The sequence below is a fragment of the Paenibacillus sp. JL3B1040 genome, from assembly GCF_057063165.1.
In genome coordinates this window covers 865,751-891,658 of record NZ_CM169317.1, presented here as the reverse complement: position 1 = coordinate 891,658, position 25,908 = coordinate 865,751, and the positions used below count along the sequence as shown (strand labels likewise).

General features: G+C 56.3%; 26 protein-coding genes. 8 read left to right on the top strand and 18 right to left on the bottom strand.

Features of this window, described 5'->3' with window-relative positions:
- Positions 1–109: 109 nt before the first annotated feature.
- The 8 genes from ACZF99_RS03895 to ACZF99_RS03860 all read right to left on the bottom strand — a co-directional run bounded on the left by ACZF99_RS03895 (position 110) and on the right by ACZF99_RS03860 (position 7,668).
- Positions 110–1,375, bottom strand: a complete 1,266-nt coding sequence (locus ACZF99_RS03895) for an SGNH/GDSL hydrolase family protein (protein ID WP_483609260.1) — start codon at positions 1,373–1,375, stop codon at positions 110–112.
- A gap of 112 nt (positions 1,376–1,487) precedes the next feature.
- Positions 1,488–1,736, bottom strand: coding sequence for a hypothetical protein (locus tag ACZF99_RS03890; RefSeq protein ID WP_483609258.1), 249 nt, complete (start codon positions 1,734–1,736; stop codon positions 1,488–1,490).
- Between the two features lie 93 nt (positions 1,737–1,829).
- Positions 1,830–2,642, bottom strand: coding sequence for an inositol monophosphatase family protein (locus tag ACZF99_RS03885; RefSeq protein WP_483609256.1), 813 nt, complete (start codon positions 2,640–2,642; stop codon positions 1,830–1,832).
- A gap of 260 nt (positions 2,643–2,902) precedes the next feature.
- Positions 2,903–3,673, bottom strand: coding sequence for an enoyl-ACP reductase FabI (fabI, locus tag ACZF99_RS03880; protein ID WP_483609254.1), 771 nt, complete (start codon positions 3,671–3,673; stop codon positions 2,903–2,905).
- A gap of 92 nt (positions 3,674–3,765) precedes the next feature.
- On the bottom strand, positions 3,766–4,767 hold the full coding sequence (gene uvsE / locus ACZF99_RS03875; protein ID WP_483609252.1) for a UV DNA damage repair endonuclease UvsE: 1,002 nt from the start codon (positions 4,765–4,767) through the stop codon (positions 3,766–3,768).
- Positions 4,764–5,087, bottom strand: a complete 324-nt coding sequence (locus ACZF99_RS03870; RefSeq protein WP_483609250.1) for a hypothetical protein — start codon at positions 5,085–5,087, stop codon at positions 4,764–4,766. Before ACZF99_RS03870 ends, uvsE begins: the two co-directional genes overlap by 4 nt.
- Before the next feature lie 54 nt (positions 5,088–5,141).
- Positions 5,142–6,236: a D-alanine--D-alanine ligase gene (locus ACZF99_RS03865; protein ID WP_483609248.1), complete on the bottom strand. Its 1,095-nt coding sequence runs from the start codon at positions 6,234–6,236 to the stop codon at positions 5,142–5,144.
- Positions 6,237–6,663: 427 nt separating this feature from the next.
- A complete protein-coding gene (locus ACZF99_RS03860; RefSeq protein WP_483609246.1) occupies positions 6,664–7,668 on the bottom strand; it encodes an amidase domain-containing protein in 1,005 nt (334 codons plus the stop codon).
- Positions 7,669–7,901: 233 nt separating this feature from the next.
- Between ACZF99_RS03860 and acnA the strand changes: the two genes are divergently transcribed.
- Positions 7,902–10,619 carry an aconitate hydratase AcnA gene (gene acnA / locus ACZF99_RS03855; protein WP_483609244.1) on the top strand — a complete coding sequence of 906 codons (2,718 nt, stop codon included), beginning with the start codon at positions 7,902–7,904 and terminating at the stop codon, positions 10,617–10,619.
- 33 nt (positions 10,620–10,652) lie between these two features.
- Here the strand turns inward: acnA and ACZF99_RS03850 are convergent, their stop codons facing one another.
- A complete protein-coding gene (locus tag ACZF99_RS03850; protein ID WP_483609242.1) occupies positions 10,653–11,531 on the bottom strand; it encodes a GNAT family N-acetyltransferase in 879 nt (292 codons plus the stop codon).
- A gap of 119 nt (positions 11,532–11,650) precedes the next feature.
- On the opposite strand from ACZF99_RS03850, the gene ACZF99_RS03845 reads away from it, so the two are divergent.
- From ACZF99_RS03845 to ACZF99_RS03835, 3 genes are read left to right on the top strand one after another with little or no spacing between them, the layout of a single operon-like run.
- Positions 11,651–12,037: a GntR family transcriptional regulator gene (locus tag ACZF99_RS03845; RefSeq protein WP_483609240.1), complete on the top strand. Its 387-nt coding sequence runs from the start codon at positions 11,651–11,653 to the stop codon at positions 12,035–12,037.
- Positions 12,038–12,058: 21 nt separating this feature from the next.
- On the top strand, positions 12,059–13,147 hold the full coding sequence (locus tag ACZF99_RS03840) for a DUF1648 domain-containing protein (protein WP_483609238.1): 1,089 nt from the start codon (positions 12,059–12,061) through the stop codon (positions 13,145–13,147).
- A gap of 25 nt (positions 13,148–13,172) precedes the next feature.
- Positions 13,173–14,798: an alpha/beta hydrolase family protein gene (locus ACZF99_RS03835; RefSeq protein ID WP_483609236.1), complete on the top strand. Its 1,626-nt coding sequence runs from the start codon at positions 13,173–13,175 to the stop codon at positions 14,796–14,798.
- A 338-nt stretch (positions 14,799–15,136) separates the two neighbouring features.
- Here the strand turns inward: ACZF99_RS03835 and ACZF99_RS03830 are convergent, their stop codons facing one another.
- A complete protein-coding gene (locus ACZF99_RS03830) occupies positions 15,137–15,877 on the bottom strand; it encodes an IclR family transcriptional regulator (protein WP_483609234.1) in 741 nt (246 codons plus the stop codon).
- Between the two features lie 243 nt (positions 15,878–16,120).
- On the opposite strand from ACZF99_RS03830, the gene ACZF99_RS03825 reads away from it, so the two are divergent.
- Both ACZF99_RS03825 and ACZF99_RS03820 read left to right on the top strand, forming a co-directional pair.
- Entirely contained in the window at positions 16,121–17,152 is a 1,032-nt protein-coding gene (locus ACZF99_RS03825) for an alpha/beta hydrolase (protein ID WP_483609232.1), read from the top strand.
- A 68-nt stretch (positions 17,153–17,220) separates the two neighbouring features.
- Positions 17,221–18,564, top strand: a complete 1,344-nt coding sequence (locus ACZF99_RS03820) for a Fe-Mn family superoxide dismutase (protein ID WP_483609230.1) — start codon at positions 17,221–17,223, stop codon at positions 18,562–18,564.
- 134 nt (positions 18,565–18,698) lie between these two features.
- On the opposite strand, the gene tnpA is transcribed toward ACZF99_RS03820, so the two are convergent.
- From tnpA to ACZF99_RS03780, 8 genes are all read right to left on the bottom strand, one after another.
- Entirely contained in the window at positions 18,699–19,172 is a 474-nt protein-coding gene (tnpA, locus tag ACZF99_RS03815) for an IS200/IS605 family transposase (RefSeq protein ID WP_240268557.1), read from the bottom strand.
- A 189-nt stretch (positions 19,173–19,361) separates the two neighbouring features.
- Complete coding sequence (gene folE / locus ACZF99_RS03810) at positions 19,362–19,955, bottom strand: GTP cyclohydrolase I FolE (RefSeq protein WP_483609228.1); 594 nt, start codon at positions 19,953–19,955, stop codon at positions 19,362–19,364.
- 44 nt (positions 19,956–19,999) lie between these two features.
- A complete protein-coding gene (locus ACZF99_RS03805; protein WP_483609226.1) occupies positions 20,000–20,242 on the bottom strand; it encodes a YneF family protein in 243 nt (80 codons plus the stop codon).
- Positions 20,243–20,335: 93 nt separating this feature from the next.
- Positions 20,336–21,370: an HD-GYP domain-containing protein gene (locus ACZF99_RS03800; RefSeq protein ID WP_483609224.1), complete on the bottom strand. Its 1,035-nt coding sequence runs from the start codon at positions 21,368–21,370 to the stop codon at positions 20,336–20,338.
- A gap of 24 nt (positions 21,371–21,394) precedes the next feature.
- Positions 21,395–22,585 (bottom strand): tRNA epoxyqueuosine(34) reductase QueG, encoded by a 1,191-nt coding sequence (queG, locus tag ACZF99_RS03795; RefSeq protein ID WP_483609222.1) that lies wholly within the window; start codon positions 22,583–22,585, stop codon positions 21,395–21,397.
- A gap of 53 nt (positions 22,586–22,638) precedes the next feature.
- Positions 22,639–23,079: a ribonuclease HI gene (rnhA, locus tag ACZF99_RS03790; protein WP_483609220.1), complete on the bottom strand. Its 441-nt coding sequence runs from the start codon at positions 23,077–23,079 to the stop codon at positions 22,639–22,641.
- Between the two features lie 23 nt (positions 23,080–23,102).
- Positions 23,103–23,714 (bottom strand): signal peptidase I, encoded by a 612-nt coding sequence (lepB, locus tag ACZF99_RS03785; RefSeq protein ID WP_483609218.1) that lies wholly within the window; start codon positions 23,712–23,714, stop codon positions 23,103–23,105.
- A gap of 114 nt (positions 23,715–23,828) precedes the next feature.
- Entirely contained in the window at positions 23,829–24,272 is a 444-nt protein-coding gene (locus ACZF99_RS03780) for a GNAT family N-acetyltransferase (RefSeq protein WP_483609216.1), read from the bottom strand.
- Between the two features lie 355 nt (positions 24,273–24,627).
- On the opposite strand from ACZF99_RS03780, the gene ACZF99_RS03775 reads away from it, so the two are divergent.
- On the top strand, positions 24,628–25,248 hold the full coding sequence (locus tag ACZF99_RS03775) for a superoxide dismutase (protein WP_483609214.1): 621 nt from the start codon (positions 24,628–24,630) through the stop codon (positions 25,246–25,248).
- A gap of 37 nt (positions 25,249–25,285) precedes the next feature.
- Entirely contained in the window at positions 25,286–25,498 is a 213-nt protein-coding gene (locus ACZF99_RS03770) for a hypothetical protein (RefSeq protein WP_483609213.1), read from the top strand.
- Positions 25,499–25,908: the final 410 nt, after the last annotated feature.

Sequence of the window (25,908 nt, the reverse complement as noted above, 5' to 3'; positions counted from 1 at the left end):
CATCGGGATAATCTTGCAAAGGAGCCCGTAAAGCGAGTTCCACCTCCCGTCCTTGTACATACAAAAAGCCGGAGCGTTCTCCACGCTCCGGCGTCCGACGAAATTATCATTAGATTTCGTTGATAAATACCGTCTTCATTTTGCTGCTGTATTGTACGTCGAGCCCCAGTCCCTGCACTAGCAAGGCCAGCGGCACATAGGTTTTGTTCTCCTTGCCTACCTTCTGCAGGAAGGCTGGCGTCGCAGTAGCGGCCGGCGTGCCGTCCACCTGTATTTGCTTGGAGCCGACCGGGATGACGACCGTCCGGCTGCCATAGGTGATCGTCGCGGTGGAATTGCCGGAATCCCATTGGCTCTGCGCCCCGACCGCATCGGTAATATCTTTGATGGCGACGAACGTCTGCCCGTTCTTCAGCATCGGCGGATACGGCGTGTTCAGCTCCTTGCCTTTAACCACGACAGATACCGGCGCGCCGCCGGTCTTCGCCGCGGTTGTGCGGAAGCTGCCCCAAACGGTTTGGGCGAAAACCTTGGCGATTTCCTCGTATCCGGCTTGATTCGGATGGATATCGGTATCCGAAAAAATATGCGTCAGCGAAATTTCGTGGCCCGTAAAAGCCTCGGCCACATGGGCCGCCTTCATCGGCTTTGCTAGAGCCGCGTAATCGGCAGCCACCCCATCCACGATCGCGGTAAACTTCCCAGCCAACTGCTGCAGCTCATCGTAAACCGAGGCGCCGACCAACTTCGGCACCGGCTGGTATTGGTCGGCGATTACGATTTGCGCCGACGGATTGAGCTCCGTCAGGATGCGAACGGCCTCGCGGAGGTTGTCGCCATAAGCCTTCAACACTTCTTCGCTTTGGGCACGGAGCTGCTCCAGCGAGATGTTTTTCACATCCGGCAGCAGTCTAAGCAAGTCGTTCCCGCCGATCGTGATCGTGATCAAATCGGCCTTCTGCAGATCGGCTTTCGCTTGCGCGATGCCGGAAGCAAAGGAAGCGATCCGTGGATCCGGCACGTTTGGCTGAATATCCGCAGCGGCGACCGGCGAACCTGCCCGTACCGCCGTTATGTAGTTCTTCAAGCCTTCGCTGGTCAAACCGAGGATGCCGTAATTCACCGCCGATGTCCGGCCATGGAACAGTCCTTGTTCTTTCAGCCGCTCAACGAAGCCGTACGAAACGCTCGTTTCCGTCATCCCCGGCTCGTACCCGGCGGTGATGGAATCGCCAAGCGCCACGATAAGGTAGCCGTCGGCTTGAGCCGCTTCGGCGGCTTGGACAGATGCCGCGGCGGTGCCGCTGAACAGGACGAGGATCAAAGCAAGCGCTCCCGCCAAAGCGGAAGCCTTATTTAAGCGAGTGTGCTTCAAGCCTTTCAACTCCTTTGAATACTTAAATAATAGTATGATAGCGCGCAAAACCTGAGGTTCAGTTACGGCCTCAGGTCTTGTTGTTGCTGGAGGGGCACCGGCGCCGTTACCTTTATTCCGGCTTTTTCTCTACGCGTCCGGCCCTCTTCAAATATTCATCATAACGGCCATCGATTTCCTTGGCCATTTTCCGGTAATTCAACGTCTCTTCTACGATCGGGTCCAACGTCGTCTGGATGCGGATTTCGTATTTCGTCGACAATTTTCTGCGCTCCTCTTCGCGGCGTTCCTCTTCGTTGCCGTATTCCCCTTCGGTCAGCATCTCGCTGAGCTCGCGTTCCAAATCCTTGCTGTCGCTCATCCTTGACACTCCTTCCGGTATTTTGGATCATGCGTACCGCAAATTCCGCCCATTCCTCCCCACTAGCCGGATGTCCCCCCGCGAAGCAGATCCTTACAGCCCCGTCGCGTCGGCAGAACGGATCACGCCAAGCAGCTCGTCATGGATTTTGCCATTGCTGGCAATTAAATGGCGTACGCCGATGTGATAAGGGTTACCTGCGGTATCGGTCACTATTCCTCCCGATTCCTTCACGATCAGCGCGCCGGCAGCGACGTCCCAGGCGTTCAGCCCGACTTCGTAATAGCCGCTCAGTCGGCCGGCAGCCACATAAGCCAGGTGCAGGGCGGCCGAACCGGCGGCGCGCAGGCTGCGTACTTCACCGGACAACGCGTTCAGTCCGCGCATGTTCACCGGCAGCGCAAACTCCCGGTCCGGATTAAAGCCGACGGCGACAATACTGCCGGACAAAGCCGTATCGGCGGATACTTTCGAAGGCTGCCCGTGGATATAAGCGCCTTTACCTTTCTCCGCCACAAACATCTCGTCACGCATCGGATCGTAGATTACGCCGATAATCACTTCACCCTTATAGGCCAGCGCTATCGATACGCAAAAAAACGGAAATCCATGCACAAAATTGGTCGTTCCGTCCACCGGATCAACGATCCATAAATACTCCGATTCGCTTGCCTGCTTCAATGCCGCGGCGGAAGCCGCCGCTCCCGGCGCCACGCCCTCTTCGCCGAGGATGGCATGGTCGGGAAAATGCGTCAGAATCAGCTTGCGGATCATCGCCTCCGCGCCTTTGTCCACGTCCGTCACCAGATCCTGCGGCGATTGCTTCGTATTCAGATCCCGGTAGCCGCCAAGCCGGCTCTTAATCCATTCCCCCGCTTTGGCGGCACAATTGATCGCAACGGCCATCGGGCTTTTGCTTCCTACTACATATGGAACTTTCGGGTTCGATTCCAATCGATTCACTCTACTTTCATCGTAAACTGATAATCTACTCCTTAAAAACTATACGTCCTTGATATGGCAAAGTTGCGTCCTTTCGCCCGCTCTCTCGCAGATTACAGCGAATGCCGCCTTTCCCTATACGCAAAAAGTCCGTGTCCAAAAGCGGGTCTTTCGCCCCGCCGGAAACGAACTTTCAGCTGACTGACCGCATGCCGGTCTCTACGTTATGCACCTACGATATTGTACCCGCCGTCCACGAAAATAACCTCGCCGGTGATGCCGCGGGACAGATGGCTGATCAGGAACATCGCCGTGTCGCCAACTTCCGCCGTTTCCGTCGTTCTGCGCAGCGGAGCTTTCTCTTCAACCTGCTTGAGGATCGAGTTGAAATCGCTGATGCCTTTGGCAGCCAGCGTGCGGATCGGACCGGCCGAAATCGCGTTGACACGGATGTTCTTCGGTCCAAGATCGTTCGCCAGGTAGCGCACCGAAGCCTCCAGTCCGGCCTTGGCGACGCCCATCACGTTATAGTTGCGCATCACGCGCTCCGATCCCATGTACGTCATCGTCATAATGCTGCCGCCTTCCGTCATGAGCGGAGCCAAGCGCTGCGACACGGCAACCAACGAATAGACGCTGATGTCGTTCGCCAGAGCAAACCCTTCGCGGGACGTGTCCACGAATTCGCCGGCCAGATCTTCCCCTTTGGCGAACGCGATGCTGTGCACGAGACCATGCAATACACCAAATTCGCCGCGCAACGTATCGGCCAGCTTGTCGATCTCCTCGTCTACCGTCACGTTGCACGGCAGAATCAGCGATCCCGGGATCGTCTCGGCCAGCTTGCGCACCCGGCCTTCCACGCGGTCGCTTTCGTATGTAAAGGCCAAACGGGCACCTTGCTCCGCCAAACTTTGCGCGATCGCCCACGCGATGCTGCGCTCATTGGCAACCCCCATCACGATCACATTTTTACCCGCTAATAAATCACCCATGAATATCCTCCTTAAATACACCCTCATTTTGTACAACTTACCTTATTTCCCTGCATTTTTCAAGAGACAAGCGGTCGGCTTGTCCAAATGAATTACGGCTTGATGCGTACGCTGGCTCCGTCCAATAATTCAACGCCGTCCTCGCGGTATCGCGCCAAATCCTCCATCAAGGCAAATAACGCCCCGTCTTTGAGCTTCGCTTCCAGCATGACGTCGATCCGTTCGGTGATCGGAGCGATGCTGCGCAGAAATTCGAGCAGCGGAAGGACGATGATGTGATCGGCGTGTCCGCGCGGATCGCCGGCGCTCTTCGGGCTGGACGCATGAATCTTCGGCGGGAGCGGTTCGTCCGCCGGCGAATCGGCTTGCGCATACGGCGTTTGCCATGTCGCAAGGATCCGCGGCCAAAGCGCTGTCGGGCTCTCGCCTTCATTATTCACCCGCTGATGATGAATGTCGAGCACCATCGGAATGCCCAGCGATTCGCATAGCCCTAGGGTCTCCGGCGCGTTAAACGTCTTATCGTCGTTTTCGAAAGTCAGACGTTGCTTGATGCGCTCCGGAAGAGCCGCCACATTCTCGCGGAAGCGAGCCCCTGCGGACAACTTGTCCCCGTAAGCGCCGCCGACATGAATATTGTTCTTCGCCCGGGCGTCCAGGCCCATAGCGTCAAACATCGCAACGTGATGATTCAGATCGCGGATCGAGGACTTCAGCACCTCGGGCCGCGGCGTGCTTAATACGGTAAAATGGTCCGGGTGAAAAGACACCCGAAGGCCGTGCTCCTTGACATATTTCCCCACGGCGGCAAACGGCTCCCGCAGCGCCTCGTAAGGATTCCAATCCGACAGTGACTCATGGGTCGCAAGCGGAATCAGCTTCGAAGAGAAGCGGTAGACCTGAATATGGTTGCCGACGTTATGCCGGAGCAGGCGAAGCGTGTTATGCAGGTTGTCCTCCGAAATCCTCTCAAGCTTACGGATCGCCGCCTCGCGGTCGGCAATGCCGTTAAACGTCTTCAACGTCATCGTCTTGGACGGCGACGCGTTTGCGATCAAGGTGGACATCGCCACATAACCGAAGCGCACGATCATTTTCGAGCCGGATCTCCGAAGAACATTTCGTACGCCAGAGCGGTCTGTACCGCAGACTCCTCTTCCGTCAACGGACGAATCAGCTCCAGCTCAACCGAAGTAACTTCCTCTCCATTAAAGTTGATTTCGGCAACGCAGGCGGTAATTTTCACAATCGCTACGGCTTTGTTATCGGGCGAATACGCGATGACCTTTTGTCCTGTCGGAAACACGCGCAGCCCTTCTTTGAGCATTTTGCCCCGGCCGTACTCCAGCAGCTCGTAAAGCTCCTGCTCTTTCTTGAATTTACAGACCGAGTTGAACTCCGTTTGAAATCCCACCGTCATCCCTTCCTTTCCTACGCCAGTTATCCGGGCGGCGATGAACGCCGCCGATTATACGCCGCTTTCGAATTCCAATGCCTGTCGGGCCGCATATCGCTCCAGCGCCAATTCGATCAGGCGATCCAGCAATCCCTCATAGGATACCCCGGTTTCCCTCCACAAGAGGGGATACATGCTGAAAGGCGTGAAGCCCGGCATCGTATTCACTTCGTTAATCCAAATCTTGTGATCCGTTTTCCGTACAAAAAAGTCGGCGCGGCACAACCCGCTGCCGGCGATGGCTCTAAATGCCTTGACCGCCAGTTCGCGGATTCGGTCGGCCAGTTCGGCATCGACAGGCGCTGGTATCAGCATCTGCGACTTACCGTCCAGGTATTTGGCCTGGTAATCGTAATATTCTCCGGAGGAGACGATTTCTCCCGGGACGGAGGCTAGCGGTTCGTCATTGCCGAGTACCCCGACCTCCACCTCGCGGGCGTCAACGAATTCCTCGACGATCACCTTCACGTCATAGCGAAAAGCGAGCGCTACCGATGCCAGCAGTTCCTCGCGCGTTCTCGCCTTGGAAATGCCGACGCTGGAGCCAAGGTTCGCCGGTTTGACGAAGCACGGATAGCCGAGCCTCTCCTCGATCCCCTGAATCAACGTATGTCTGGCGCGCTCCCACTCGGAAGCGGTGAAGTAGCAGTAGGCGCATTGCTCAAGTCCCGCCTCGGCGAACAGCTTCTTCATGATGACCTTATCCATCCCGGCCGCGGACGCCAGCACCCCGGCTCCGACGTAAGGCAAATCGGCCATCTCGAACAGCCCCTGGATCGTGCCGTCTTCGCCGTTGGTGCCGTGCAGAAGCGGAAACACCACATCGATTTCCGAATCGTCGGACGAAAGCTTGCCGAACAGCAGTCTCATCGCCTCCGACGTATCGCCCGCGCGTTCCCCAAGCTTCAGTTCCTCCAGCGCGGCAAACGGCGCGTTCAGCTTGCCGCCGACCTTCCATTTTCCCTGTTTGTCAATATAAAAAGGAAGCAGTTCGTATTTGTCGTAATTAAACGCCTTAGAGACGGCCAAAGCCGTCTGCAGCGAAACTTCGTGTTCTCCCGATTTGCCCCCGTAGATGAGACCTACGGTGATTCTGTCCTGTCCCATGCGCAACCTCTTTCCTTAAAATAGGTAGTTCAAAAAGTCATCTTTGGATCACGATGCGGTTGCGAAGAAGCGGATTCGGCGTCGAATCTTGAATTCAGCCGAGCCTTCCGCTGCTCACATAGCCTACGACTATGCTCCGCTGCTCAGTCTCTAGCTTCATCCAACCTTCTCGGTGCTCCAAACCTGAATTTTTCAACCTTCATGAAACGGTAGTTCAAAAAGTCATCTTTGGATCACGATGCGGTTGCGAAGAAGCGGATTCGGCGTCGAATCTTGAATTCAGCCGAGCCTTCCGCTGCTCACGTAGCCTACGACTACGCTCCGCTGCTCAGTCTCTAGCTTCATCCAACCTTCTCGGTGCTCCAAACCTGAATTTTTCAACCTTCATGAAACGGTAGTTCAAAAAGTTATCTTCGGATCACCGATTTCAGAACCGGTCCGCGATATGAAAAAAACGATACACCGTATTGTCGGTCCAGGCGTAGGAATCCCGGTAATCCCAATAGCGGTGTTTGCTTGGCGTCGTATGGGCGTTGACCAGCGGCATGCCGCCGGCGTCGAACGCGGTCACGATGGTGCTGTGCTGAAACGTGCCGTTACCGTCCCAGTCGTAGGCGATAACGTCTCCGAGCTGGAGCTGCTCCGGACGTTCGAGCAGTTCGGCGCGAAGCCCGGATCGGCTTTGATTGAGATGGCGTTCCAGCGCATTGGCGACGGACCAGCTGTAACTCCACAGCTCCCGTCCGCCGACGTAACCTTTGTACCACCAGCCCGATTCTCTTTTTCCAGTATAGTTTATTGGGGCTCCGCCTGCAAAGAGGCACTGAGAGATATAGTTCGTGCAATCGACCTCAAAGGCGGCGAATTCCGGATTGAAGCCGTCCCACCACCGGTCGGCGTATAACACGGCTTCCTCACGCCGGTACGCGATGCTGCGAGTCCCCCCTCCTCCGAGGACGTCGCGGTTCAAAAATGGCCTCGGCGCAGCCCCTTTATTTCCCGCGGCTTCGCCTTCGCCATAAGCGGGCAGCACCATTTCCGGATGCCGTTCGGCCACCGGCTGCTCTACCCGGGTAACGCTCCAGCCCGCGCCATCACGGACCAGCGTGAGACGCTGCTTTTCGATCCGCTCTTCCTGGTGGCGGGCCCCTCCTTTTTCATAATGGATTTTCCGCGACAACTGCAGATCGACCTCGATCTCTCCCTCGCGGTTTTCGATCTCGCGCACCAGCTTGGCCCGGGTCTCGCAGCGCAGCGGCGCGGCTCCCCGTTGGCGATACCAGCTCTCCAGCCTGCGCTTCCGCTCGCCCCGTCGCAGCAAATAATCCACATCGGTCACGACCGTGCCTCCGCTAGGCGTGCGATAGTCCACTTCATCCTGGTTCTGCTCGTTTACGTAAACCGATAACGCCTTTCTCCATTCATCCGCCATACGTCCACGCCTCCTTTTCACTGTTAGTCATTATATGAACGCCTGGGAGGGAGTATGTTTTGCACCTGTCCCGAAGGGGGCTGAAAGCCTATTCATCCGCACCGGTGCAGCCAAGTCAAGCTGAGATTCGAGCACAAAAAGTACTTTACTCACCGCGTGAAGGAAGGTATACTTAAATCAATGAAATTTGAAATTATGTTTCATCTAGTGAAACCACCCAAGGAGGTTCTTTCATGTCAGCGAACGATTTTTTCTCTTCTGCCCGTACGCTGGAAGTCGGCGGCAAAAGCTACCGTTACTATGACTTGCAGGCTCTCGAGCAGCAAGGGCTCGGCAGTATTTCTAAATTGCCGTTCTCGATTAAAGTGCTGCTTGAGGCAGCCGTCCGTCAATACGACGGCAGAGCCATCACCCAAGAACATGTGAAGCAAATCGCCGGCTGGAGCGAGGGCCGCGATGAGAATAAGGAGATTCCGTTTATTCCCGCTCGCATCGTATTGCAGGATTTCACCGGCGTCCCGGTCGTCGTCGACCTTGCCGCCATGCGCGATACCGTGAAGAAAGCCGGCGGCGATCCGAAGCAGATCAACCCGCTCGTGCCCGTCGACCTCGTGATCGACCACTCCGTCATGGTCGATGCGTTTGGTTCCCCGGATGCGCTGGAATACAACATGAAGGTCGAGTTCGAGCGCAACGAGGAACGTTACCGCTTCCTGCGCTGGGCGCAAACCGCCTTCAATAACTTCCGTGCCGTACCTCCGGCTACCGGGATCGTCCACCAGGTCAACCTGGAGTATCTGGCTTCCGTGGCCGCGACGAAGACCGTGAACGGCGAAACGGTCGTCTACCCGGATTCCCTCGTCGGTACCGACTCCCACACGACGATGATCAACGGCCTTGGCGTCGTTGGCTGGGGCGTCGGCGGGATCGAAGCCGAAGCCGGCATGCTGGGACAGCCGCTCTATTTTGTCGCTCCGGAAGTAATCGGGTTTAAACTGACCGGCAGCCTGGCCGAAGGCGCCACCGCAACCGACCTTGCGCTGACCGTCACGCAGATGCTGCGCAAGAAAGGCGTCGTCGGCAAATTCGTTGAGTTCTATGGCCCAGGCCTGGCCAACATCAGCCTCGCCGATCGCGCGACCGTGGCGAATATGGCCCCGGAATACGGCGCAACGATCGGTTACTTCCCGGTCGACACGGAGACGCTCGCCTACCTGCGCAGCACCGGCCGCTCCGAGGAGCAGATCGCCCTTGTTGAAGCGTATTACAAAGCGCAAGGCATGTTCCGCACGAACGATACGCCGGATCCGGTATTCTCCGATCTGATCGAGCTGGATCTTGGTTCCGTCGTGCCAAGCTTGGCCGGTCCGAAACGGCCGCAGGACCGCATCGAGCTGACGGCGATGAAGGAAAGCTTCAACGCCATCATCCGCACGCCGGTTGAAAAAGGCGGCTACGGCCTCACCGAGGAGAAAATCGAACAATCCGTTCCGTTGAAGCATCCGGACGGCTCAACCAGCGAACTCAAAGCCGGGGCCGTCGTGATTGCGGCAATCACGAGTTGCACAAACACGTCCAACCCCAGCGTAATGGTCGGTGCCGGCCTGCTGGCAAAGAAAGCGGTGGAGCGCGGCCTGACCAAGCCGGGCTACGTGAAGAGCAGCTTGACGCCGGGGTCCCTCGTGGTCACCGAGTACCTGCAAAAAGCCGGCCTGATCGAGCCGCTCGAAGCGCTCGGCTTCCACGTCGCCGGCTACGGCTGCGCAACCTGTATCGGCAACTCCGGCCCATTGCCGGACGAAGTCAGCGCGGCGATCGCCGATAACGATCTGACCGTTGCGGCCGTGCTCTCGGGCAACCGGAACTTCGAAGGCCGCGTTCATGCCCAGGTGAAAGCCAACTACCTGGCTTCCCCGCCGCTTGTGGTCGCTTATGCGCTGGCCGGCACGGTCAACATTGACCTGCAAAACGATCCGATCGGCTACGATCGCGACAACCAGCCGGTCTACTTGAAGGACATTTGGCCTTCTTCCGCGGAAATCAAGGAAGCGATCGGCCAGTCGGTGAGCCCGGAGATGTTCCGCAGCAAATACGAGCACGTCTTCACGCAAAACGAACGTTGGAACTCGATTCCGGTACCGCAAGGCGAACTGTACGAGTGGGATGAGAAATCGACTTACATCCAGAACCCGCCATTCTTCGAAAAGATCGGCGAAGGGCTGTCCGATATCGCCGATATTCGCGGCGCCCGCGTACTGGCTTTGCTCGGAGATTCGGTCACGACCGACCACATCTCTCCGGCAGGCAACATTTCGCCTAATAGCCCGGCAGGCAAATATCTGACCGAGCATGGCGTCGAACGCAAGGACTTCAACTCCTACGGTTCCCGCCGCGGCAACCATGAGGTGATGATGCGCGGTACGTTCGCGAACATCCGCATCCGTAACCAAGTAGCGCCGGGCACGGAAGGCGGCGTGACCAAATACCTGCCGACGGACGAAGTGATGTCCATCTACGACGCTTCGATGAATTATCAAGCGGGCGGACAGAACCTCGTCGTCATCGCCGGCAAGGAATACGGTACCGGCAGCTCCCGCGACTGGGCGGCCAAAGGCACCTACCTGCTGGGCGTCAAAGCGGTTATCGCCGAAAGCTTCGAACGGATCCACCGCAGCAACCTGGTCGGCATGGGCGTCCTGCCGCTGCAGTTCCAGGAAGGCGTGAGCTGGAAAACGCTGGCCATCGACGGCACCGAAACGTTCGATATCGAGGGCTTGAGCAATGACGTGAAACCGGGGCAAGAATTGACCGTGACGGCAACTCGCGCGGACGGGTCCACCTTCCAATTCCAGGTCATCGCCCGTCTCGACAGCATGGTCGACGTCGATTACTATCACAACGGCGGTATCCTGCAAACCGTATTGCGGCAAATGATTGCATCCAACGTATAACCTAAGACTCAAATATAAAGAGTTCCCTTCAAACTACGAAGGGAACTCTTTATATTTGCAGACGTAATAACGCGATTCCGATACGATGCCAAAACCCGTCCTCCTGTACAATTCCAACGCGCTGCGATTCTCGGCGGCTACGCTAAGCCGAATTCGCGTACGGCCCTGTGCCTGAAGCAGCCGCACGGTTTGGGCCAACATCTCTCGCCCGTACCCGCGCCCCTGGCGGGACGGAAGCACGCAAAAGTCGTGAATCACCGCCATATCGCTCCCAAGCAGATTCACGCGGATCAAGCCGATCCGCTCCTCTCCAAGGCAGCCAATGTAGTTGCGGCGCCCGGGCTCCTGGGTATGACCCAAGTATTGAAGGGTCCATTCCTCGGTGTCGTCGAACGCTTGAGACAAGCAGCGTACCATGAAGCCAAAATCCTCGAGCTCCTCCGGACGAAACGTTAGATTCGGAGGACTGGACGCCGCATCCTCCTGCAAGGCGGTGAGCTCCATGGCAAATTGCGAGCCTTCATACCGCGCACCCAGATGCTCCACGCAGCGCAGGCCGGGCTCGGAATCGGCGGGAACCTTAAATCGCCCGAATTGAATCCCCTGCTCGCCCATCTCCGCAGCAGCGACCCCCAGCAAACGCCGAAAGACGCCTTGGCGTCGCCACTCCGGGTGAACCATCGCGTTAAGGTTCGCCTCCGCCCCATCCGCGGTATACCAGCTTAAGAAGCCGACTAAACTCCCCTTTACCTGGTAGAGGAAGGCGTGATCTCCGCTTTCATTTATCAGATGCTCCAGACCGATATGGAGTTTCGATCCGTCCGCCTGTCGGCAAATCTGCTCCAGCCTGCGGATGGGTTCCAACGATTCCGGCGAAACCTCGGTTAACTTCACGATCCGATGCGTTGACACCGACTTCCCCCCTTATTTTACAAATCGATGTATCCATGAGGTAGAATTTCCGCTTTACACTATATTAACCATCTGTTATATTATAAGTATAACAGTTAGAACAAAAGGAGATGCCAAACGTGATTATACAGCTGGATTTACAATCGGACGTCCCGATTTATACGCAGCTGGTCCATCAAATTGTCGAAGGGATCGCCAGCGGACGGCTGCAACCGGGCGAACCTCTGCCATCGGTGCGGAGTCTGGCTTCCGACATCGGCGTTAACCTGCATACGGTGAACAAAGCCTATACGCTGTTGAAGCAAGAAGGATACATTCAGGTTCATCGCCAAAAAGGCGTCGTCGTCGATCCGATCGGCATGCCTTCGGTCACTCCCGAATTCCGCGAGAAACAGCGGCGCGAGCTGCGTCCGATCGTTGCGGAGGCCATCTGCCGCGGGATGGAGAAGGACGAGCTGCTCTCCTTCGTGGAGCAAATCCATCAAGAAATTACGCGAGAGGAGTAGTGCAATAGGATGCATCTATCCATGTTTATATTATTGCTCATGTTCGTGCCTCTGCTGGCTTCCCTGGCCTTCATGCCTTATTTGACCCGTGAAACGGTAAGTTTCGGCGTATCGGTCAGCGAGGAGCAGTATTGGAGCGAACCGATCCGGCGATTGCGACGGCAATATGCCGTTATAAGCGGGGCGATTTACTCGCTGCTGCTGATCGCCTGCCTGTTCAGTTTATGGAATAAGGACGACAACGCCCAGGGGGCCTGGTTCGGCGTTTACGTCGGACTCACCATCGTCTTTTCCACGGCCCTCTACCTGGTTTTCTATTTCCGCATGAAAAAAATGCGTCCGACCCTGCCGGCCGCTTCGTCCGCTCCCGCCCTGCTGGCGGTGGATACCGGCTTTCGCCGGCAAAAGCTGGCGCTTTCCGGTAAATGGTTCCTGCTCCACGTCGTTATTATCGCTGCCAGCGTGGGCCTGGCGTTAAGCCAATACGCCAACATTCCCGATCCGGTCGCGACAAAGTTTGATTTTTCCGGTCATGTCGTCAGCAGCGCCGCCAAGTCCTACCGCGTCGTGTTGTTTCCGAACGTAATGCAGGTGATTATGACCGCACTGTTCTGGTTTGTCAACTGGTCGATTCAGCACAGCAAGCAGCAGCTCCAGGCTTCCGATCCGGAACGTTCGCTGCGCCAGAATGCCGCATTCCGCCGTAGATGGTCCGTGTTTACCCTGGCCTCGTCGCTGGCGATGGTTCTGATGTTCTCGTTCGTGCAGGCAAACATAATCCGGCCGATGGACCAAAACATCATCACCGTGGTTAGTATGGCCGTACCCGTATTTATCGTTCTGTTCGCGTTGGTATTATCCTTCACGACAGGACAAGGCGGTAGCCGGATTGGCCGTGGACCCACCCCTGTCGGTACGAGCTCGGCGCCGATTCAGGATGATCGGTACTGGAAACTGGGGTCCATCTATTTCAATCCGCAAGACCCGTCGTTATTTGTCGAGAAAAGAACCGGCATCGGCTGGACCATGAACTTCGCCAATCCGCTCTCCTGGATCACCCTGCTCGGCATTCTGGTCGTCATCGCCTGGTCTGCTTGGCTTGTACAATAGATGTTAATTAAAGGAGGAACTCTCTATGACCAAACGATCTCCAGTGCTCAAAAATGCAGTTGCCGCAACGCTGGCGCTAAGCTTAGCCCTGCCTTCGGCCTCCGCCATCGCGGCGAAGCAAAGCGCCACGGCGCTGGCTCCCGTGCGGGAAACCGCCGAGAACTTCGGCGCGCAAGTCCATTGGGCGTCCGGAAGCCGCACCATCCTCGTTACGAAGGACAGCCATAAGCTGGAACTGACCATCGGTTCGGCGGAGGCCCTGCTGGACGGGAAACACGTTGTTTTAGATGAGCCGGTACGCATTGCCGAGGGCCGCGCGCTTGTCGACGCCGAATTCCTCGCCGAGGCTTTTGAGGTGAAGGATACCGCCCAGACCGAAGCCGCTGAGACCAGCGATCATGCCGACTTGTTCCTGAAGGCGCTGCTTGCCGGAGACGGTGCGAAAGCGGCGAAATATGTCAGCGCTTCTTCGTCCTACGCCCTTCCGGCCGCCATGCTGGACCAGTTGTGGGCTAATTATGAAACGGTGTTCGGTAAGGCGGTTGGTGCACCCTCCAAGAGCGAAGCAGCCAATACCGTCCATCGCAACGTAACGTATGCCTTCCAAACGGCGGCGGTTCCGGTGAACCTGACGCTTCGGCTTAACGCCGCCGGGGAGATCGACGATCTGTACATCGCCGCCGCAGCCGGCTCGGCGTATCAAAAACCCGCCTACGAAGACGCAGCGGCCTATACCGAGCGGGAAGTAACCGTCGGCGAAGGCGCCATGGCCCTTCCGGGTACATTGACGCTGCCAACTGGCGACGGCCCGTTCCCGGCGATCGTGTTGGTGCACGGTTCCGGGACAAACGACCGGGACGAGGCGATCGGAAGCGCCAAGCCGTTCCGTGATCTCGCGGTCGGTCTGGCCGCGCAAGGCATCGCCGTACTGCGATACGACAAGGTCACGTACGAGCATACGTTTAAGATCGCCGCCGATCCCAAGTTTACGCTGAAAAAAGAAACCGTCGACGACGCCCTGAAGGCGGTCGGGCTGTTGCAGCGGACACCGAAAATCGATGCTTCCCGCATCTTCGTGGCCGGCCACAGCCAAGGCGGCTACGCTATGCCGCTGATTACCGCAGGCGATGCAAACGGCGCCATCGCCGGGACGATTTTGCTGTCCGGGCCAAGCGGCAAATTCGCCGAATTGCTGATCGAACAGCAGGCCGAGCTCGTCAGCCGCGTGAAGCGGCTTGGCCTGGACCCGGCGCCTTACGAGCAGCAGGCTGCCTTCTATACGTCGATCGCCGCGATGGTCAATGACCCGCAGTATACGGTCGACCATATGCCGGAGCAATTCCCGTCCCAGCCTGCCTATTGGTGGTTCGAGCAGAAAAATTACGTGCCGGCCGAGCTCGCCAAGCAGCAATCCGGTCCGATGCTGATCCTGCAAGGCGAGAACGATTGGCAGGTGACGATGAAGCAATTCGAAGGTTGGAAAACGGCGCTTCAAAGCCGCACAGACGTCACGCTTAAAGCTTATCCCCAGGTCAATCACCTGCTGGCCAAGGTGGACGGCTTATCCATCGGCGCCGAATACGCCCAGCCGTCCAACGTGTCCAAGGAGATCATCGACGATATCGCGGCTTGGGTTCGGGGGATCAAGTAAGCTGCGCTTACTCCCCCGTCAAAGCAACAACCCCGGCCCCCATCGGGGCGGGGGTTGTTGTGCACAAGCCACAAGCCGCAAGCCGCCGCGACGCGCTTGAGACACAAATTATAAGGTGATGAAATCACCTTATTGGCTCCATTTCGCTCGGACGTAGCCGAAATAGCGTTATAAAATCATCTTATGCGCCGGGACTACGGCTAAAATCACCGCTTTCCGGGCAAATAGGACGATAATATCACCTTATTTGCCCGTTATAAGCCTCCGCTGGGGAAATAAGGTGAATGAATCACCTTATTTCTCCATTCGCCAACAGCCCTTCGCCGCTTCCGCACCGGCTACATCATCATCCCCATCTCCCGGGCCGCTTCCACCAGGACCGGCCCGTACTCCTCCAGCCGCTGCAGCGTCAAGCGGCTGACCGGCCCCGACACGGACAGGGCGGCGGCCAGCTTCCCCGTCCGGTCGAAGATCGGCGCGGAGACGGCGGACGCCCCCGGCTCCCGCTCCTCGTAGCTGGTGGCGTATCCGTGCGCGCGGATCTCCTCCAGCTGCGCCACATAGGCCGCCCGGTCAACCGCCGGCGGCCAGTCCGGGCTGTCCAGCACCGCCCGGAGCACCTCTTCGCCCGAGTAGGCGACGAGCACCTTGCTGGACGCGCCCACGTACAACGGAAGCCGCGCCCCGACCGGCGCGACCCGGCGGATCGCCTGATTGCTCTGCACCGCCTGGATCCGCAGCCGCTCGATGCCGTCGCGCAAATACAGGCTGACCGTCTCGCCGAGCCGGTCGCGCAGCTGCTCCATCAGCGGCAGCAGCAGCACGGCCGGATCGTCGCTGTGGGACATATGCGTCGACAGCTCCCAGACTTTCAGGCCAAGGCGGTATTTCTCCGTAGCGGGATCGCGAACGACAAACCCCCGTTCCTCCAGCGTGGTTAACAAGCGATGGACCGTACTTTTATGCAGGCCGATTTCGGCGGCAATCTCCGTCAATCCCCAATCGCTCGCTTTCGTAAAGCATGCCAATATATCCAAAGCCCGCTCGACCGCGCGCACCGTCAACTTCCGATCTTCCATCCGGCATCCACTCTCCTTAGGTTTCACTATATGAAACTCAGTTACATAAATTATAAGAAAGAAGCGAATTTCCGTCAATGAAGCACCTTCCATTGACATTAACCAGAGATCGACTTACGATTAAATTCAGGAGAAATCGCGTCATTTCGACATTTTCCTCGGTTTTTCCGTCAATACCAGCGTTTACTTCATGGTAAACTGTCCGGGTCGCAAACATATAATCTATAAATGGGAGGGAAGCGCATGAACCACACTAGCCGAAACGACCTTCCCTTGCCTTCTTCGGCTTACGTTACCGACGATGTACCCGTGGCCGCCGCCCGGCGCATCAGCATTAAAAATATCCTCGTTGCTCTCTTATTGTCCGTGCTGTTCTTCCTGATTTTTTGCTTCGTTTCGCTGCACGGCTATATCGCCTGGGTGTTGTCGAATCCGAAGGTGGCGCCGCTTTATTCCAATCCGAAGCTGTCCATCAATCTCGAATACGAGAACATCGCTTTTCCCGCCGCCGACGGGAGCCGAATAATGCAAGGGTGGTATATCCCCGCGGAAGATTCCGTCAAAACGATCGTATTTAGCCATGGGTACGGGGCCAATCGCGAAGAGTCCTGGATACCGATGTACGATCTGGCCAACTTCGCCCACCGTCTGAATTTTAACGTCCTGATGTTTGATTACGGCTTTGCCGCGCAAAACAGCAAAGAGGTTGCCACCGGCGGCAAAAAGGAAGCCCAGCAACTGCTCGGCGCGATCCAGGTTGCCAAGCAGCGGGGGGCCCAGGAAATCATCGTCTGGGGCTTCTCCATGGGAGCCGGAACCGCTCTGCAAGCCGGTTTAAAAAACCCGGACATCGACGGGATGATCCTCGACAGCACGTTCCTGCTGGAGCCGGATACGATGTATCACAATATCCGTCAGCATATCGGCCTGCCGCGTCATCCGTCGCTGGAGATCATCGGCATGCTGCTGCCGGTGCTGAACGGGACCAGCCTGCGGCAAATTCCGTACGCCCAGGTCAAAACGGAGGATTATCCCTTTCCGACATTGTTCATTCACGGCACCGAGGATGAAAAAGCGCCTTATCCCATCGCCGAAAAGCTGGCGGCGAACCAAACCAACCCCGACTCCGGCGTATGGATCGTGGATGGCGCTCATCATGAACTGATTTTCCGTGAACATTCCAAGGAGTATCTGCGCAAGGTATCGCTGTTCCTCGGCAAAATCAAGCTCGCAACCCAAAATACGAACGTGCAAACCGGGTCCGTATCCGAATAGCATAAGCCAACCCTCCTCGCCCATAGACTGGTAGTAATGTACTTCTTAACCCTGAGGAGGTAGGCCGAATGTTGTTCGTTTACGGGCCTTTTTTGCCTGTGCGCATTTTGGAAGAAATCCGTTTCTGGAAGCAGCAGGAGGCGGAGCATACGGAGGTGATCCAGGCGATCGTTCCAGGCCTGGAGGCCGATTACGTCCGGCTGCTGGAGGAATGGAAACCGATTTTTACGGGGACGGAGGCCGCCGCAGACAAGCTGCTGCAATACGCTTTGGCGGCCCCTCACGCCCCCGCGAGCCCGGAGGTCGTCCGTCAGACGGAACGGCTCCTTCAGGCGTCGTTTCAGCAGTCGCGGGAATTCATCCGCCATCTCGAGTTCATGCTGAAGCATAGCGCTGCCGTCAAATCGGTGCCGTTAGCTCCCGTCGTGCTGCTGCACATCATTCGCGAATCGGCGTATTTCCTCGAGGTGCTCGAGCGGCTGAACCGGCCGGGGGAAATTGCCGGCAGCATGGCCGGGGCTCCGCCGTATTCCGATCCTTATCACCCGGCCGCCGGAGTGCAGCCGCCTTATCGGGAGCGGGAAACGGCCGACGAGGCCGAGCCGCAGCCGAGCTTGACCGCCCCAACGGCTTCCACCGTCTCCGCGGCATTGAACCGAGAGGACGCGTCCGAGGCGAACGAGGCGGCGGAGGCCGCACAGGCGGAGGCCACCTTGCGCCAAGAGCCGGCCGCCAACGATAACGCCACGGCCGCGGCAGCCGCAACAGCCTCAGCAGCCGCAGCGCACATACCGGAACGCCCCGTCCCGATCGGCGGGCATACGCTTCCCCCACTCCCTTACCCTTACAACGCGCTGGAGCCTTATATCGATGAGCAGACGATGCGTATTCACCACGACAAACACCATAAAACGTATGTGGATGATTTGAACAAAGCGGAGCTCAAGTTGAAGGAGGCCCGAAAATCGGGCAACTTCGACCTGGTGAAGCATTGGGAGCGGGAGCTGGCCTTTAACGGGGCAGGGCATTACCTCCATACGATTTTCTGGGATATCATGAATCCGCAGGGCGGCGGCAGACCGGAAGGCGAGCTGATGGAGCAAATCAAACGGGATTTCGGCAGCTATGACGCGTTCCACAAGCAGTTCTCCGAGGCGGCCGCGAAAGTGGAAGGCGGCGGCTGGGCCATTCTGGTATGGGGCCCGCGCAGCCATCGGCTGGAGATCCTGACGGCGGAGAAACACCAAAACCTGTCGCAATGGGACGTCGTCCCGCTTCTCCCGCTGGACGTGTGGGAGCACGCTTATTATTTGAAGCATCAAAACGTACGCGCCGATTACATCAGAGATTGGTGGAATGTCGTGTATTGGCCGGCCGTCGCCAAGCGGTACGAGGCCGCGAGAAAATCATAACCACCCGTCCAACGGGTGGTTTGCTCTTGGGGTATAACCCCCTGTTGCCAAACTGCGCCTAAAGACGCTAGCCTGACAATAAAATTGTTCAGGCTCAGTGTATTTTGTCACCTTCACTTACCAGTTAAACTGGTTTACTTCTTCTTGCCACCGTTACTGCTGAACGGATCTTCATATTCTTTTACACTCAGCTTATCCATCGCCTGGTCGTGTACTTCTTGTTCACGAATATACTTTGCTACGGTAGCTTCATTCAGTCCCACTGTACTCACATAATATCCCTCCGCCCAAAATTTTCGGTTCCCGTATTTATACTTTAATTGGGCATGTTTCTCAAAGATCATGAGGGAACTTTTTCCCTTCAGATATCCCATGAAAGATGACACGGATATCTTTGGTGGAATGGCTACCAACATGTGTACATGATCCGGCATCATATGACCTTCTAGAATCTCCACGCCTTTATACTTACATAGACGTTTGAAAATTTCGATCAAGTCTTTCCTCACTTGATTATAGATTTCTTTCCGTCTATACTTCGGGGTGAACACAATATGGTATTTGCACATCCACTTTGTGTGAGCAAGACTGTAGTTCTTGTTTGCCATCTAAGACCATTCCTTTCATTGAGCCTGAACATCTCAATTTTATCGGGATGGTCTTGTTGGTCAAACCCTCGTTCCCTCCACCCGCATAGCGGGTGGTTTTTTGTTTCGCACGCTTCGCGTACTCAACTGGCTAAAGCCTAAATTAAAATGGCAGCCGTTTTAAACGGCTGCCATTTGGCATAACAAGCTCTATTCCTTCAGCAAGGACAGGAACTCCGCCCGGGAAGCCGCATCCTTGCGGAAGCTTCCGCGTACGGCCGAGGTCACGGTTTTACTGCCCGGCTTCTTGACGCCGCGGGCACACATGCACAGATGCTCGCCTTCGACGACGACCATCACGCCTTTAGGCTGCAGCACCTCGTCCATGATGTCGGCAATTTGCGAGGTGATCCGTTCCTGCACCTGCAGGCGGCGGGTCACCGCTTCAACCAAACGGGCCAGCTTGCTGAGCCCGGCAATCCTGCCGCTCGGAATGTAGCCGATATGGGCTTTACCGAAGAAAGGCGCCATATGATGCTCGCATTGACTATAGTAGACGATATCCTTCACAATGACGAGCTCCTCGTGGTTTTCCTCGAAGGTTACGCCCAGGACGTCGCGGGGATCCACTTCGTATCCGGCAAAAATCTCCTCGTACATCCGGGTCACCCGGGCCGGGGTTTCCAGCAGCCCTTCGCGTTCCACGTCTTCCCCGATCAATTTCAGGATTTCGCGAACATGATGTTCGATTTTCTCCCGATTGTCGCCTACCTGCTTGTTTACGTAATCTTTCAATCCAGCCATCTTCAGCGCCTCCTCCTTTCAATCTAGTATGGCGAAACGTTACTTTATTTTTTCTTCTTCGTCGGGCGTCCCGCTCCAGGAACCGCTCCGCCTTGATTTTTCATCATCTGCTGCGCGCGCTGCATCTGCTTGCCGTTTAGGTTATACCCCATTTGCTTGGCCATCTTCTGCAGCATTTGCGGATCGTTCTGCATCTTCGTGAGCTGTCTGCGGAGATAGAAGACCCCGATCGCGAAGCCTGCGACGAGCCCGACGATTAAAGTAATGATTGGAATCACGATTTCCATGTTTCAGCCACCCCTGAATTATTATCGTGCAGCCCCCCGTAGGGCCGGCGCACTCCAAATATCATAGCATCCCGTTTGCCGCGATTCAAGGATTCAGGCCAAAACCGCCTCGATAAACAACGTCGTCTCCGTAGCCAGGTCGACTTCGTTCACGTCCATCTCGTCGCCGGTCCCCCGCACGATCCGAATGACCGGTCGGCCCGGCAATCCCCGGTGCTGCTTTACTACCACGCCGGTCTCCTTCGTGCCGAGACGGACCGAGGTGCCGTTCGGGTAAACCGAAATAATGCGCGTAAATTCCACAAGCACCTCATGATCCAGCTCATGTTCCGAGCAGGCCATCAAATGCTCGCAGGCCTCATGCGGCAGCAACACCCGTCCATCCTTGCCTCCGCCGCCGATAAGGTTGTCGTACATGTTGGCGACCGCGACGATTCGCGGGAACAGATGGATTTCGTCGCCCGCGAGCCCCCGCGGCAAGCCGTTGCCGTCCGGACGCTCATGGTGCTGCAGCGCCGTGTGGGCGATCAACAGATTGAACTCGCGTTTATGGCGCAGCAGCTCGTACCCCTGCCACGTATGGTGGTTTTTGGGATCCTTCGGATTCGCCCCCTCCGGCAAGGTTATGGATTTGCCGATATCGTGCAGCAGCGCGCCGATCGCCAAATCCTTGAGCTGGGAATAGCCTAACCCCAGGTTAAGTCCGATCATCGAGGAAATCAGACTGACGTTGACCGCGTGGAGATAAGCGGCATTGTCCGCCGTCCGGATGTCGGTCAGCTGCAGCAGCACTTCCTTGCTATTCAGCACGTCGGTCAGCAAGGAATCGACGCTGGCGCTGATTTTGCGCGTGCTCCAATCCTTGCCGGAGCGGATCGCCTGCAGCGTTTCGGACATCTCCCGGAACACCGCCTGCTTGGTCGACTCGCTAAGCACGTCTTCGATTTCGATATCCTCGAAATCCGGGTCTTTAATGTACAACATCGTCGCGCCGATCCGCTTCAGCGTGTTGATCATGAACACCGTAAGCTGAACCCCTGCCGACAACAGCACGGTTCCGTTGGCGGAATACACGGTTCTGCCCAAATATTGTCCCGGTTCGATATCCTCGATACTGATATAACGCATATATGTTATCCCCCTTGCCGGATATCAGTCCTCGATTGAAGCCTGCAGCTTCCGCTTGGCCGCCCGAAGCCGAACCCGCACTTCTTCGTCCTGCTCGTCCTCAAGCGCCCGGCCAATCGCTTCTCCGGCCTCGCTGCCCCCGATCCGGCTTAGCGCCCAAGCTGCGGTTCCCCTTAGCTCCGGCCGCGGATCATGCAGCAGTATATCTATTAATTTCGGCACGGAAGCCGGATCTTTGAAGTTGCCGAGGGCTATGACCGCATTGCGCTGGATCGGTTTCTTGCCTCTCCAGGCCGCGGCGCTGTCGCCGAAACGATCCTTGAACTCGCGATTGCTTAAGTCCAGCAGCGGCAATAGGAGCGGCTTGACCTTCTCGGGATCGGGCGCAAGTTCCGGCCGGTGGTTCCAGGACTTGCCTTTGTTCTTCGGGCAGACAACCTGACACGTATCGCAGCCGTAAAGACGGTTGCCGATTTTGACCATAAATTCTTCGTCCAGGAACCCTTTCGTTTGCGTCAAAAAAGAAATGCACCGCTGCGCGTTTAATTCGCCGGGGCCTACCAGCGCTCCCGTCGGGCACGCGTCGATGCATTTGGTGCATTCGCCGCAGTCCTCGGTCACAGGCGTGTCCGGAGGAAACGGCACGTTCGTGATCAACTCGCCGAGATAAATCCAAGACCCCCATTTCGGGGAGATGATCGCGCAGTTTTTCCCCTTGAAGCCGATCCCTGCCCGCTCCGCCACGGCCCGATCCACCAAGGCCCCGGTATCGACCATGCTTTCGATCCGGGCGTCGGGCACGCGTTCGCGGATGAAGCTCTCCAGTTTCCCCATCGCTTCGCGGAGTACCTGATGATAGTCCCGTCCCCAGGCGGAACGGGCCAGAATCCCCCGTCGCTCACCCGGCGCGGACTTCGGGGGATTCTCCAGCTTCGAGGGATACGCCACCGCGATCGAAATCAGCGAGGCCGGCTGCGCAAGCGACAATTCCGGATATACCCGCTTATCGAGATCCGGCTCCTCGAAGCCGGATTCGTACCCCTTGTCGCGCCGATCCTGCAGAATCGCCTTCAGCGACAGGAACGGGTCGGCGCTGGCAAAGCCGATATCGTCGATGCCCAGCTCCGCCGCCGCTTCCTTAATCTCCCGCTTCAGCTCCTCCCAGCGGCTTTCCCCTACCGGCAAGCGGGCATAGCCCGTTTCCGATGTTGTCATGTGCTCCCCCTCCTTCCTGTTCATGTTGCCGTTAGGGTAACCTGATGTATTTTTTATGAAGATAAACGTTTAATCGCTTCCCGTGCCAACCGGTCACAATGATTGTTCAGCTCGTTGTCGCTATGTCCCTTGACTTTGACGTATTCCACCTGGTGGATGCCCATGAGGCGCCACAATTCTTCCCACAGTTCACGATTCTCGACGGGCTGGTTTTTGCTGTTTTTCCAGCCGTTCTTGAGCCATCCGCGGATCCAGTTCTGCTGGAAACAGTTGACCACGTAAGCCGAGTCACTGTATACCTTCACCCGGCATGGCTCTTTCAATTGGCTAAGGGCCGAAATGACCGCCTGGATTTCCATACGATTGTTCGTTGTCATTTTGTCGCCGCCGGACAAGTCTTTGCGATGCCCGTTGAACATCAGCACCGCCCCCCATCCCCCCGGGCCCGGATTCCCGGAACAGGCCCCGTCCGTATATATCGTTACTTCCTTCACTGTTCATCCTCCAAAGTCGCAAGTTATAAATTACGGATTTTGGCGATCGGCCAAAAGACGAATTCGGCTCGGCCGACGATCCATTTCTCCTTGACGCTGCCGAAGTAACGGCTGTCCTTGCTGCGTCCGGCGTGACGGTTATCGCCCATCACAAAATATTCCCCATCGCCGAGCCCCACCTCGGACATGTCCCCGTCTTCGATCGTCGTATCGGTGTAAGGCTCATCCTGGGGTTTGCCGTTCACGAGCAGCATGCCGTCCCGGACCTCTACCGTATCCCCGGGCACCGCTACGACTCTTTTGACCAGAAACGGCTTCCGGCCCGCATCCACGCTGGGATCCTTCAACACAACGACCTCGCCGCGCTTCGGATGGCCAAACCGGTACACCAGCTTGTCCACGAACAGCCGCTCCTGCTCCTCCAAGGTGGGCTGCATCGATTGCCCTTTCACCATCGACAAATTAAAAACGAAAACGTTCAGCAGCACCATAACGACGAAAGCGATGACCATCGTCTTCAGCATCTCCCACAGCTCTGCAGCCCACCGGCTATGCGGGCGGTTCCCTTGCCGTTTATCTGCGGAACCTTCAAGTTCCGCCGCTGATTTGCTATCCGAATCCATGACCGGTTCCATCCTGCACCTCATCCATTTATACAATCTATATAATAGAAAAGCATATCCTTCACCCATTTGCAACGGATGGAAGATATGCTTCAACATTTCCCAATCTTGCCTTGGGAAGTTTATTCAATTGGATCCCGTCAACGTCCGGGCTGCCGCGATGCCAAGCTTCTGGAACGCCTCCAAAAACTTGCTGGCTCCATAGCCCATCGCTTCGTACAACGGCATGATCGCTTTATTGTGTTCATCTCCGGCAACCATGATCCGACGTACATTCCGCTGTTGGAACCGTTGTTCCATCGCGGTCACGAGGCTGCGGCCGACGCCGCGCCGGCGGTAATCAGGGTGTACGGCCATGCGGTAGATGCATCCCGTATATTGATCGATCGTACCGATCAAAACCCCTTTGATCTCTTCCTCGACTTCCGCAACCATAATCAGTTCGGAATCCCAGGACAGTTGTCTGGCAAACGCGCACTTGGTATCTTCGTAGCAATCTTCCGATAAGGCCACCTGCAATAGCTCCATCACTTGATTTACATCGCTCAACTGAAAGGAACGAATAAGCATGCTATGATCTCCCTTTTCTTCACGCAAGATAGGTCGATGTAAAAAATAGCCCCCTGTTTTTACATCAACCGAATATTTGATTCCAGACAAAAAACGAGAAAAAACTCTTTCCTTGTCCATTAAACCATAGATATCTCCCAAATACATCAATTTTCTTCTGAAAACGCTTCATATTAAGCGTTTACAATTGTGAACTTTCGCCGAACGTCCATGATTGACTAACATTTATACATATATTTTTATGCATTGCCAATAATAGGATTGTTATGTGGGTGTTAAGAGGAGGAGGCTTTCATACTTTCTTTACGCTCGGATGACAAGGCTAATCCATTTTAAACGGGAGGTTAGATCGAGAATGGCGCATGAATTGCCTGCGTTGCCTTACCCGGCTAACGCATTGGAACCTCATATCGATGAACAAACGATGAATATCCACCATGATCGGCACCATAACACCTACGTGACCAACTTAAACGCAGCTCTGGAGAGCGCGCCGAATCTACAAAGCAAAAGCGTGGAGGAGCTCATCTCCAACCTGGATGCCGTTCCGGATAACATCCGTACAGCCGTGCGCAACAACGGCGGCGGTCATGCCAACCACAGCTTGTTCTGGAAAGTGATCGGTCCAGGCGGCGGAGGCGCTCCGACCGGCGCCGTCGCGGCGGCAATCGACAGCGACCTGGGCGGTTTTGACAAATTCAAAGAGGAGTTCACGAAAGCGGCGACGACCCGGTTCGGCAGCGGCTGGGCCTGGCTCGTCGTCGGCAAGGACGGCAAGCTCGCCGTCACCAGCACGGCAAACCAAGACAATCCGCTCTCCGAAGGTTTAACGCCGACCCTCGGCCTCGACGTTTGGGAGCACGCCTATTATTTGAAGTACCAAAACAAACGGCCGGATTACATCGCGGCGTTCTGGAACATCATCAACTGGGACGAAGTAAACCGCCGATACGAAGCTGCGAATGTGAAGAGCTAACGTTCCATTTCAAAACTCGCCTAGGAGGATGCAGACGATGGCAACGAAAAAGCGCAAGTTGACCAATGATCCGGAGGAGCTTCTGAAAGCCAAACACGCGGAGGATGCGCATAAGCAGCAGTTCACGAATTTCGCCCACAACGTCACCGGCGGCGGAGCGACGGCCGACCTCGGCAAGGTCTCGGATGAAGAGCACCGCGAGCCGGATACGCAGAACCACATGAAATCCGTGGAGAACCGCATGATGTGAATTTTGAATTGCGCCTGTGTCGGGGCCCCCGGCAAACAATCAAAAAGGGAAGGTGCCGACCGGCGCCTTCCCTTTTTGATGTTGTGCTAATGCCGCTGGGTGGCCCGGGAGGCCGAATAGCGGTAAGGGCGAAATGGTGAAATGGCCAAATAGGGTGAAATGTTAACGCTATTTGGCCAAAAACGGTCATGAACCGCAAAATAGCGTTAATTGATCACCTTATTGGCTCAATTTGCGTCCCTAATGTGCTCTATTGCTGATTATAAGAACACTTTTTAACGCTATTTGGCCAAAAACGGGAGTCTCGGGCCAAATAAGGTGATTTTATAACGCTATGCTCTCAAACTCCATTAACCTCCATTAACCTCTAATTAGTCCCTCGCCCTTGTTGCAAACTGCTGCCCAGATCT